Raw genomic sequence first — 9958 nt, forward strand, 5'->3', positions numbered from 1 at the left:
GTGAGCTAGTCTCGCGAGCGATCGCACTTTTTGACCTGCTTAGTCTAAACTCCAAAGACAAGCAACCGTTAGATATGATTCACCCCGGCAGATGTCGAGAATTACAAAATCGTGGGAAGCTTGCCAGTTTTCGCAGATTTCCTTATGTCGCAATCCAGCAACAAACTATCGAAAGTCTCCAAACAAAGGAATACATCCTCAAGATTGACCCAGGTAGTCAATGGACAGGGTTTGCCATTCAATGTGGTAATGATATGTTGTTTCGAGCAGAACTAAATCACCGAGGAGAAGCAATCAAGTTAGATTTAGTTAAACGGGCAGGGTTTAGACGTGGAAGACGTTCGCGCAATTTACGCTATCGCAAGAAACGCTTGAATCGTGCCAAGCCAGAGGGATGGCTAGCTCCATCAATCCGACACAGAGTGCTAACAGTTGAAACTTGGATTAAACGCTTTATGCGGTATTGTCCAATTACTTGCATCGAAATTGAACAAGTTCGGTTTGATACGCAAAAGTTAGCTAACCCAGAGATAGATGGATTTGAATACCAGCCAGGTGAATTACAAGGATACGAAGTGCGTGAATACTTGTGGCAAAAGTGGGGTAGAAAATGCGCTTACTGTGGCACAGAAAACGTACCGCTAGAAGTTGAGCATATTCAACCTAAGTCGAAAGGGGGGAGTAGCCGCGTTGGAAATTTAACTCTAGCTTGTCATGTCTGTAATGTCAAAAAAGGTAACTTGGACGTTCGCGATTTCTTGGCAAAATCACCTGACATTTTGAAGCAAGTTCTAGAGAATGCCACGAAACCGTTAAAAGATGCGGCTGCGGTCAATTCAACCAGATACGCAATCGTGAAAATGGCTAAATCTATTTGCCAGAAAGTGAAATGCTCCTCAGGTGCAAGAACGAAAATGAACCGAACACGCCAAGGTCTTGAAAAAACTCACAGCCTTGATGCCGCTTGTGTTGGTGAGTCTGGAGCAAGCATTCAAGTTAGAACCGATCAACCTCTATTGATTACCTGCTTTCGGTCATGGCAGTCGCCAATCCATTCGAGTTAATGCGAATGGATTTCCGGCAGTGAAAAACGCTAAAACCGTTTTTACTCACATTGCAGCAGGCGATGTAGTCAGGTTTACTATCGGCAAAGACCGGAAAAAAGCTCAAGCTGGAACTTACACGGCAAGAGTTAAGACACCTACTCCAAAAGGGTTTGAGGTTTTAATTAATGGCGCAAGAATAAGTCTCTCAACCATGAGCAATGTAGTTTTGGTACATAGGAGTGACGGCTATGGCTATGAGCTTTAATTTGCTCGCATTGACTCGGAATTACTCCAATAAAACGATTTCTAGCGATCGGACGATCCGTTCGACGCGCTCGTTCTGTGCGAACTTTACCGCCGCCAGTACCTCGATATTTACGATCGCCGCTTCTGGGTGAAAGAACTCGATCCAAAAATTGAGAGAATTCGCCGCGCGCTGCTGGACTTGAAAACAACTACCCGCAAACAAACAAGCTTCATTAATTCCATCAAAAGTCGCCTTGCCTGGGAATATCCAGCGCGCGCACAAGTCAAATCGCAGCGGGCCAACGGCTTCCTCAGTGTCTCAAAACCGCCAGCATTTTGGGCTTGGCTGGCCCAGCGTGGCGGCTTCTTGTCGAAAAACATTCTTTCTTGCTTTGACAACCACTACCAGAAGGAGGCAAACTGCGATCGGGCGAACATCTCCGAGATGACGCGCCAGTTCGCTGCGGCGGTCTGCGACTTGCACGACACCGAGGCACAAATCGAGCTGGCACTAACCAGCCTGCTGGCTCATGAAGATTTCGATCCGTATCACCGGGTGTTCGATCGGTTTGCACTCGGCTACCGGGAGCGCGGTTGGATTTTATCCACCATCTACCCGTTCGACGACTTCCTCTGCCTGCCGAAAAAGCGAGCATTGAGACGGTTTCGTCAGGCTTGCGGGCTCGGCAAAATTGAGAAATCTAGCGGCCAAGTAAGGGCAGGCGGTGGTGGTGGCAAGTGGACGGGATGCGCGAACACGCGATCGACTCTGTGGACTTACATTAACTGTAGGATTGAGCCGCAGAGGCTCAAAGGTCAGTCTTACACCCCTATTCAGTTGGAATTGCGAGAATATTTTGTTGGCCGCGCCTTTGAAAGTGACGGAATTAAAAAGCGCGGCGGACGGCTCGCAGACGCTCGAAACGCTAGCTGCCGTAAACTGGCCGATCTAGTTTTCCGGGAACTTTACAATGAGATAAGGTAGCGAGATGATAGGCGATTGTTTGCAGCAAGTCGCTTTTTTGTTAAATCAAACCGTCAAAGTGTGCGGAGGATTTGTATTATGAAAGATGGACAAGAAGTACGTCGCGTCCCCACAGCAGTCATTGCCGGTGTTTGCGGGTTGGCTTTAGTGGCCGGAGGCGGCATAGCCTGGTGGACGGCGAACCGTTCGCCAACCTCCACAGACACGAACTCTGCCGCTCCCACTACCGCTCCGGCGCTGTCTCCAAGTCCTGCCCAATCCCCTGCTGTAATTATCCCCGTACCCCTGCCAACTCCCGTCCCAGGGCCCCTGGATCGGACGGCTGCACAGCAGGTGCCGCAGGTTCAGACGCCTGCACAGCAGACAAGACCGCAGATTCAGACGCCGCAGGTTCTGGCGCCGCAGGCTATAGCGCCTAAGTCGCCGCAGCCAAAGCCTTTGCCCGAGAATGCAGGCCAGACAGTGCAAGTCTACTGGGTTAAAGATGCCAACGGCAAATTTGAGGGAGTTCCTACGAAAGTAGCTATCGCACAAGCTGACAAGCCTGAGGCTACTTTACAAGCTGCTTTTAACAGTTTGTTGGCAGGGCCAAAGAATGGAACTGTCTCTAGTGAAATTCCTAAAGGGACAAAACTCCGGAGTTTGAGTGTCAAAAATGACGGAGTTTATGTGGATTTGTCTTCCGAATTTACTTCCGGGGGAGGCAGCACTTCGATGACGAGTCGGTTAGGGCAAGTTATCTATACGGCTACAAGTTTAAAACCGAATACCAAGGTTTGGATTTCGGTGGAAGGCAAGCCTTTAGAACTTTTGGGTGGCGAAGGTTTGGAAGTGGCTCAGCCGAGTACCCGCCAAATTTTTGACAAAAATTTTCCCCTGCGTTAACTTTTGATTAGTTAGCAGTCATGAGTCATTAGTCCTTGGTCTGAATGCAGAAAGTAGGGATTGATAACTAACTGATAACCGATCGGATCGTTGACACGAGCATGGGAATAATATTTTCTGTGCAGTGCGAGCGTGCCGCTCGCTTCGGATCGCGGAGCCAAGCTTCCCGCTCGCTTGCAGGGTATCATTCCGTAGTTAGCGGATTTGATATAACTGATGGCTGGGGACTCAGGACTGGGGACTAATGACTAATTTTCAAGGCTTGACAGTCAGGCTAAATGCCCGAAAGTTGAGGGCTTGCTGTTCGATGCGGCTGGCGAGCCGATCGCACACCATAGTACACAGCTCGAAAATTAACTCGTCTTGCACCTTATAATAAGCTGAAGTCCCTTCACTCCGGCGAGTGAGGATGCCAGCTTGGAGCATAAGTTTTAGGTGCTTAGAAACGTTGGCTTGACTCGTTTGAGTAGCTTCAACCAACTCTTGCACGCATTTTTCGCCGTCGCGAAGCAAGTTCAAAATTCGTAAACGCATTGGCTCGCTCAGAATACTGAAATATTCAGCAACTTGTTGCACAACCTCTTGCGGGACAGGCTGGGATGACTTCATCAAACTCACCGGAGAGAAGCGATCTAGAAATATTAGCATTTATTCTGTCCATAACAATAAAGTAATGCTTCAATCCGGATTAATTCGCATCAAAACTTGACCGTATTCGACAGGTTCGCCATTTTGCACTAAAATTTCCATCACTTGACCCGACACTTCATCAGCATCAATCTCGTTCATCAGCTTCATAGCTTCGATAATGCAGACTGTCTGGCTGACGCTGATGCGATCGCCCACATTCACAAAAGGCGGCTCATCGGGAGCAGCAGCGCGATAAAAGGTTCCTACCATCGGCGAGATAATTGGCACCCATTTGGTATCGACAGGAGGAGGCACCGCAGGCACCGCAGGCACCGCAGCAGGGGGCTGGGTCTGAGGGGCTAAATTTTGGCCCACAGCAGGAGGTGGCGCCGCGGTGGGGCTAGCAACAGCCTCCAAGCTCGGAGCGACAGCTACTGCTGTAGCCCTGAGCGCAGAAGAATTGCCTGGTTCGCTGGCGAGAATGCCTTTGCGTACAGTCAGTTCAAGCTCCCCACTTTTTAACGTCAGTTCCGAAATGCCTGTTTTGTCCAAAACAGTTAGCAAGTCGCAAAGCTGGTTTAAGTCTAGTTGCACAGCAGATTCAAGGGTAATTGAGAATTGAACGGATAAAATTGAGAATTGAAAAGGTGGCGAAGCGAGGATACTCCACCGAGTTGGGAGTCCAAGCCAGAGTTGGTAAGCTCCCAGCGGCAGTGCAATTTTGAGGTGTTTGACTCAGAACTCACAGCAGACAACTGACAGCTTACAACTTGCTTGTCCTCCATCGTTGCTACTCTCGGCCGAGGTACTTGTCTTCACGAGTATCAATCCGAATCCGTTCTCCAATGGAAATAAACAGAGGCACCATAATTTGAGCTCCGGTGGAGACAATGGCGGGTTTGCTACCACCAGTGGCAGTATCTCCTTTGACTCCGGGATCGGTTTGTGTAACTTCCAAGACGACTGAGTTGGGCAGTTCCACTTCCATGATTTGCTCGTTCCAGCGCAGAATGCTGACTTCCATCCCTTCACTGAGATATTTGACGCGATCGCCTATTTGCTTGGCAGTGAGGGTACTTTCCTCGTAAGTCTCCATATCCATAAAGACAAACTGGTCGCCTTCTTTATAGGTATGCTGCATCACGTTCTTTTCGAGATTGGCTTGAGGCATAGTCTCGCCGGCCCGGAAAGTTTGTTCTACCACGTTTCCGGTTTGGACATTTTTTAATTTTGTCCGCACAAAAGCTGAGCCTTTTCCTGGCTTGACGTGGAGGAATTCGATAACCCGCCACACGCCATTATTCCATTCAATTGAAACACCTGTCCGAAAGTCGTTACTGGAAATCATATAAATTTTTGCGGGCAATCCCGTCGCCGCGGGGGCACGGGGGAACTACAGTCAGTCGATTTTAGATGCGAGGATTTTAGATTGTAGATTTACTTGCAGCGTTGAATCTGCGAGCCAGAACCTCGATCTAAAATGTTCGATCTTTCCACGACACTTCTGCGGGGAATGGTATCCGTTTTTGAGCCGGAGTCAGCTTAAAGGAGCAGTCTAGCTGACGGCATCAAAAAGCAATTGGCAATTTATTTTACCGTTCAAAGGGAGCAAGTGCTGTACTCCAAGCTAAAAAGCTCTCTCAAAAACGAAGTTTGACAGCGGATGCAAGCAATATTCGGCGATCGCGTGCTGTGGGAAGATAATAGAGGCAATAAAAGTTAAAGTTATGTTGCATTCGTACAATTTGTCGATCGAGACGTGCAAGCGTTGGGTCAAAACCCTCGCTTTAGCAGTCCTGCTGTTCGCGCTGTCCCTGAGTTTCAGTGCAGTTTCCCATGCCAAACGCCCCAGCAGCAGTATGCCTGCTGGGAATGCGATTACCGACGGCCGCGCACTGCTGCGCTACGCTCTACCTCTTGACAATCAGACTGTGCGAGAATTGCAAATCAGTCTCGAAGACATTGGCAACCACATCCGTTCTAAACGTTGGGGGCCCATCAGCAGCGATGTCAGTAAGGCTTCGAGGATTCTCAACCTCCGGGAGTCTGACATTTTAGCGAGTATTCCCGAGGCGAAAAAGCCGGAAGCTGAGGCGCTAGTGGTGCGAGTCAAGGAGGGAGTGGGCGAACTGGAAAAAGCTGTTGAGGCTAAAGACAGGGAAAAAGTGATTGACTTGAAAGCCAAAATCCTCGGTTCGGTAGGCGAAATCGAAGAGTTAATGGTGACAAAGTTTCCCTTTGAAGTGCCTGCTAAGTATGCTAATCTGCCTCAACTCAAAGGGCGCGCCACTGTGGCTGTGGAAACAGAAAAGGGAACAATTACTCTGGTGCTTGACGGCTACAGCGCCCCGGTAACTGCTGGTAATTTTGTGGATTTGGTCGATCGAGGTTTTTATGACGGTTTGCCGTTTATTCGATCGGAAGAATCCTATGTTTTGCAAACGGGAGACCCCGAAGGCAAGGAAGAGGGCTTTATTGACCCTGGTACGGGCAAATACCGCAATGTGCCTTTGGAAGTGCTTGTGAGAGATGAAAAGGAGCCTGTTTACGGGATTACTCTAGAAGATGCGGGCCGCTATCGCGACGAGCCTGTTTTGCCTTTTTCTGCTTTCGGTACTCTGGCCATGGCCCGCGCCGAAGCCGAACCAGACAGCGGTTCTTCTCAGTTTTTCTTTTTCTTGTTTGAACCCGAACTTACGCCCGCTGGCTTAAATTTGTTGGACGGTCGGTATGCTGTTTTTGGTTACGTGGTTGAAGGAAAAGAGGTGTTAGAGCAACTGAAGCAGGGAGACAAGATTGTTTCTGCTAAGGTGATTAAAGGTAAGGAAAATTTGGTGCAACCTCAAGTTTAATCAGCACACAAACCAAGACGGTGATTTAAATCGCTTAAGAGTCGAACAAAGACGGCGATTTAAATCGCTTCTTGTCTAACAAAGCCCGCCTCCGCGGGCTGTAAGAAACGATCGCGAATCAAGACGGCGATTTAAATCGCAAAGCGAGTCTAACAAAGCCCGCCTCCGCGGGCCCGAAGAGTTAATCGGATTAGTTAATATTTAGTTAACATCATTCTTTTGGTATACTAAAATTAGTTATTTCAACTAGCAATTATAACGCTATTATGGCAATTTTAGAATTTTTATTAGTAATTGGTTTGGGCGGATTTGCCGGATTGTTGATTGTAAACAATGTCAATGAAAACAAGCAAAATCGACTGTTAGACGAGGCTTTTTATCAATTGTTGGAAACTCAAAACAGTGAGGTTTCGCTGATTCAACTGGCGGCCTTGGCGAGGGTTGAGGCTGAAGTTGCTCAGCATTATTTAAATCGGCAAGTTAAGATTTTTTCGGCGGTTTTAGAGGTAGATGATGATGGCGATACTTTTTATCGATTTCCGAGGTTGCGCTTGCCACCGAGTTCTGGTAAGGAATGGTGAGGCAGTGGACAGTTGATAGTTGATAGTTGATAGTGGAAAGTTGACATCTCACCCCGCGAGATCCGTCGAAGGGTTGAGAGTTAATTTTTGATCGAGTGTGGCAGATCCACAGTATAGCGTAAAGTTTTGTAACAAATTTAGTGTCTCTGCATAAAAAGTCGATCGACTCTCAGACAGATAGATAGGGAACTTGTTTTTGTTCTCTGCTGTGCAAAAATCTGAGGTGCATGATATGCAAAAATTCAAAAAAAGGCTTGAACAAACGGACTGGGGCGGGTTTGTGCAAAGTTGTCTGTCTTTGACTGCTTTGACGGTGTTGGGATTTAGCGCCGTTGAACCGGTAAATGCCGCCAGTCTCCATACTGGTTTCGCTTCCTATGCGATTACCGACCTCGGCCAAACCAATGCCTACGGTATCAGCAATTCTGGACAAGTGCTAGTTAGTAATGGCGTTGCTGGGGTGTGGGACAACGGTCAGATAACTGAAATCACAGACACTACTTGGGCTTACCAAATGAATAGTTCTGGCCAAGTGGTGGGTCGTTATCTGAGTCAAAATTGGACAGATAATGCCTACGTCTGGGAAAACGGTCAAAGGACTGACCTCGGTTATTTTGATGGCATCAGCAGTATCGCGAGTGATATTAATGAAGCTGGGCAAATAGTCGGTAAGTTTAATAGTACCAAAGAGAAATTTAATCCCTTTCTGTGGCAAAACGGCGAGATGATCGATTTGGGTACTCTTGGTTTCAATGGAGGAGCTATGGGTATCAACAACCAAGGTCAAGTAGTTGGTTATTCTGGTCTTGTTTTTGGGATAACTCATGCTTTCCAGTGGGAAAATGGCAACATGATTGACCTGGGAACTCTTCCAGGGTATGACGGCAGCATTGCTTATGATATCAATGATTCTGGTCAGGCGATCGGCTATTCATCAAATAGTACCCTCAAGCAAAGTCATGCTACTTTGTGGTCTAATGGTCAAGTTACAGATTTGGGTACTCTCGGTGGTAATATGAGTGCTGCGATCGCCATTAACAATAAAGGACAAGTAGCAGGTTATGATACCGTTGGTGGCAATGGCACGCCCAGTCACGGTTTCATCTGGGAAGATGGCGAAATGGCTGACCTCAATAGTCTGATTGATGAGGACTCTGGGTGGTTTTTACAAGAAGTCAGCGGCATTAACGATAGGGGTCAAATTGTCGGAAAGGGGATTAACCGTGCAACGGGACAAAATCATGCTTTCCTCCTCAACCCAATCTGCGGTAGTTCTCAACGAAATCCCTTGTTACCTGATGGTTTTGAGGATGGTTGGCATCAGTTTAATGATGTTGTCAGCAATAAATGGTTCGACCCGCCCGTGGCTGCTGGTTTTACTTTCAAAATAGGTGATGCTGTGGCGAATGGTAGTAGCGGCGGGACTGGTGACGGGTGCATTGTTGACGAAAATCCGTTAGCATTTACTCCGAATCCAACCGAACCTTCGCTATTTACTAAAATCCTCGGTTTACCCAGTGGAATTGATGCTGATGAACTGTTTGGCATCGTAGTTGGCGGTAAAGAAATTGGCAAATTCAAGCCGAATGAAGTGGTAGATTTTGTAGCTTTACTCGGTTACGGAGTCTCGGAGTTTAGCGTGATTGGCATTAATGCAAGTGTTGACCCGACAAACCCTTTAGCTTTTCCGATCAAATTGGAATCTAATCGAGATAAGTTCTCTTTCAAGATGCGGGCGATGCTTGATGATGCTGAAGCTGTTCCGGAACCTTCGGAGATTGCGGGGATAGTAACTTCTGCTGCTTTTTTTGCTGGTTTGTTGCTGAAGCGCCAGCGGAAATCAAAGGTTTTGGTTTCTGATGATGTGTAGTTTTTTTTGAAATTGTGTCCGATAAATTTACGTAAAAAAGGTTTGTAGTTAGGACTTCAGTCCTCGGAAAGAAGGACTAAAGTCCTCACTACGAACCTTTTTTTTGATGTTGATTTAGATAAGATGGTGGTTGAAACTAGGTTTATACAAACAATGTCTCCCTTTGTGGATTAAAGAGAATTATGAAAGTTAAGGATATCGGAGAACAAGGTCTTTTAAGAATATTACAAAAATTCTGTCCCGCCGAAATTGTGGGTGATGATTGTGCTGTAATCCCAACAAATCCCAATAAATCTCTGGCGGTGACGGCGGATATGTTGGTGGATGGAGTGCATTTTAGCGATCGCACCACAAGCCCTTATGACGCAGGATGGCGCGCCGCAGCGGCGAATTTGTCGGATCTGGCCGCCATGGGAGCAAGTCCTCTGGCGGTGACGGTAGCCCTGGCTGTGACAGCGGATACGGCTGTGCTTTGGGTGGAAGAGTTTTATCGGGGGATGACGGCTTGTTTGCAAGAGTATCATACGCCGATCGCAGGTGGGGATGTGGTGCGATCGCCCGTGGTGACTGTGGCGATTACGGCTTTTGGGGAGGTTGAGTGCGATCGTACCATCCGTCGGTCAAATGCGCGAGCGAATTGGGCGATCGTGGCGACTGGCGTGCACGGGGCTTCTCGCGCTGGGTTAGAGTTGCTGTTGAATCCTGAATTCGGGCAAAATCTGGAAAAGGGCGATCGAACTTCTTTAATTCTCGCTCATCAGCGCCCGAAACCGAGGTTAGATGTTTTGCCCATTTTGTGGGAAATTTTAGATGCTGCGGGTGCGATGGAACCCCCCCTCAGTCCCCCCCTTGGTAAGGGGGGG

12 protein-coding genes are annotated in these 9958 nt (G+C 47.8%); 9 read left to right on the forward strand and 3 right to left on the reverse strand.

Annotated elements, in window-relative coordinates; all coding sequences use genetic code 11:
* The 5 genes from iscB to QT974_RS24650 form a co-directional block, all read left to right on the forward strand.
* The coding region (gene iscB, locus QT974_RS24630; RefSeq protein WP_333471040.1) for an RNA-guided endonuclease IscB at positions 1-1064 on the forward strand (1064 nt) is incomplete at its 5' end.
* A 19-nt stretch (positions 1065-1083) separates the two neighbouring features.
* Positions 1084-1311: a hypothetical protein gene (locus tag QT974_RS24635; protein WP_333471041.1), complete on the forward strand. Its 228-nt coding sequence runs from the start codon at positions 1084-1086 to the stop codon at positions 1309-1311.
* The gene (locus QT974_RS24640) at positions 1295-1444 is read left to right on the forward strand and encodes a hypothetical protein (RefSeq protein ID WP_333471042.1); all 150 of its coding nucleotides are present in this window, start codon (positions 1295-1297) and stop codon (positions 1442-1444) included. The genes QT974_RS24635 and QT974_RS24640 overlap by 17 nt, the downstream gene beginning before the upstream one ends.
* Positions 1441-2277 (forward strand): hypothetical protein, encoded by an 837-nt coding sequence (locus QT974_RS24645; protein ID WP_333471043.1) that lies wholly within the window; start codon positions 1441-1443, stop codon positions 2275-2277. The genes QT974_RS24640 and QT974_RS24645 overlap by 4 nt, the downstream gene beginning before the upstream one ends.
* 78 nt (positions 2278-2355) lie before the next feature.
* Entirely contained in the window at positions 2356-3162 is an 807-nt protein-coding gene (locus tag QT974_RS24650) for a GerMN domain-containing protein (RefSeq protein ID WP_333471044.1), read from the forward strand.
* A 255-nt stretch (positions 3163-3417) separates the two neighbouring features.
* Here QT974_RS24650 and QT974_RS24655 read toward each other — a convergent pair whose 3' ends face one another.
* From QT974_RS24655 to efp, 3 genes are all read right to left on the reverse strand, one after another.
* Complete coding sequence (locus QT974_RS24655; RefSeq protein WP_333471045.1) at positions 3418-3810, reverse strand: ArsR/SmtB family transcription factor; 393 nt, start codon at positions 3808-3810, stop codon at positions 3418-3420.
* A 30-nt stretch (positions 3811-3840) separates the two neighbouring features.
* The gene (accB, locus tag QT974_RS24660) at positions 3841-4386 is read right to left on the reverse strand and encodes an acetyl-CoA carboxylase biotin carboxyl carrier protein (RefSeq protein WP_333471046.1); all 546 of its coding nucleotides are present in this window, start codon (positions 4384-4386) and stop codon (positions 3841-3843) included.
* Between the two features lie 196 nt (positions 4387-4582).
* A complete protein-coding gene (gene efp / locus QT974_RS24665; protein WP_333471047.1) occupies positions 4583-5140 on the reverse strand; it encodes an elongation factor P in 558 nt (185 codons plus the stop codon).
* A gap of 379 nt (positions 5141-5519) precedes the next feature.
* On the opposite strand from efp, the gene QT974_RS24670 reads away from it, so the two are divergent.
* The 4 genes from QT974_RS24670 to thiL all read left to right on the forward strand — a co-directional run.
* The gene (locus QT974_RS24670) at positions 5520-6644 is read left to right on the forward strand and encodes a peptidylprolyl isomerase (protein ID WP_333471048.1); all 1125 of its coding nucleotides are present in this window, start codon (positions 5520-5522) and stop codon (positions 6642-6644) included.
* Positions 6645-6910: 266 nt separating this feature from the next.
* Entirely contained in the window at positions 6911-7225 is a 315-nt protein-coding gene (locus QT974_RS24675) for a hypothetical protein (protein ID WP_333471049.1), read from the forward strand.
* Positions 7226-7457: 232 nt separating this feature from the next.
* Complete coding sequence (locus QT974_RS24680; RefSeq protein ID WP_333471050.1) at positions 7458-9095, forward strand: DUF3466 family protein; 1638 nt, start codon at positions 7458-7460, stop codon at positions 9093-9095.
* Between the two features lie 182 nt (positions 9096-9277).
* A partial coding sequence (gene thiL, locus QT974_RS24685; RefSeq protein WP_333471051.1) for a thiamine-phosphate kinase occupies positions 9278-9958 on the forward strand: 681 nt, incomplete at its 3' end.

The sequence above is a fragment of the Microcoleus sp. BM001215392 genome (genome assembly GCF_036700185.1).
Classification (GTDB): domain Bacteria; phylum Cyanobacteriota; class Cyanobacteriia; order Cyanobacteriales; family Microcoleaceae; genus Microcoleus.

Bases quoted from the DNA above. Each gene is read 5' to 3' on its own strand.
- QT974_RS24640 (WP_333471042.1), top strand. From the start codon at position 1,295: ATGGCTATGAGCTTTAATTTGCTCGCATTGACTCGGAATTACTCCAAT.
- QT974_RS24650 (WP_333471044.1), top strand. From the start codon at position 2,356: ATGAAAGATGGACAAGAAGTACGTCGCGTCCCCACAGCAGTCATTGCC.
- QT974_RS24655 (WP_333471045.1), bottom strand. From the start codon at position 3,810: ATGCTAATATTTCTAGATCGCTTCTCTCCGGTGAGTTTGATGAAGTCA.
- efp (WP_333471047.1), bottom strand. From the start codon at position 5,140: ATGATTTCCAGTAACGACTTTCGGACAGGTGTTTCAATTGAATGGAAT.
- QT974_RS24670 (WP_333471048.1), top strand. From the start codon at position 5,520: ATGTTGCATTCGTACAATTTGTCGATCGAGACGTGCAAGCGTTGGGTC.
- QT974_RS24675 (WP_333471049.1), top strand. From the start codon at position 6,911: ATGGCAATTTTAGAATTTTTATTAGTAATTGGTTTGGGCGGATTTGCC.
- QT974_RS24680 (WP_333471050.1), top strand. From the start codon at position 7,458: ATGCAAAAATTCAAAAAAAGGCTTGAACAAACGGACTGGGGCGGGTTT.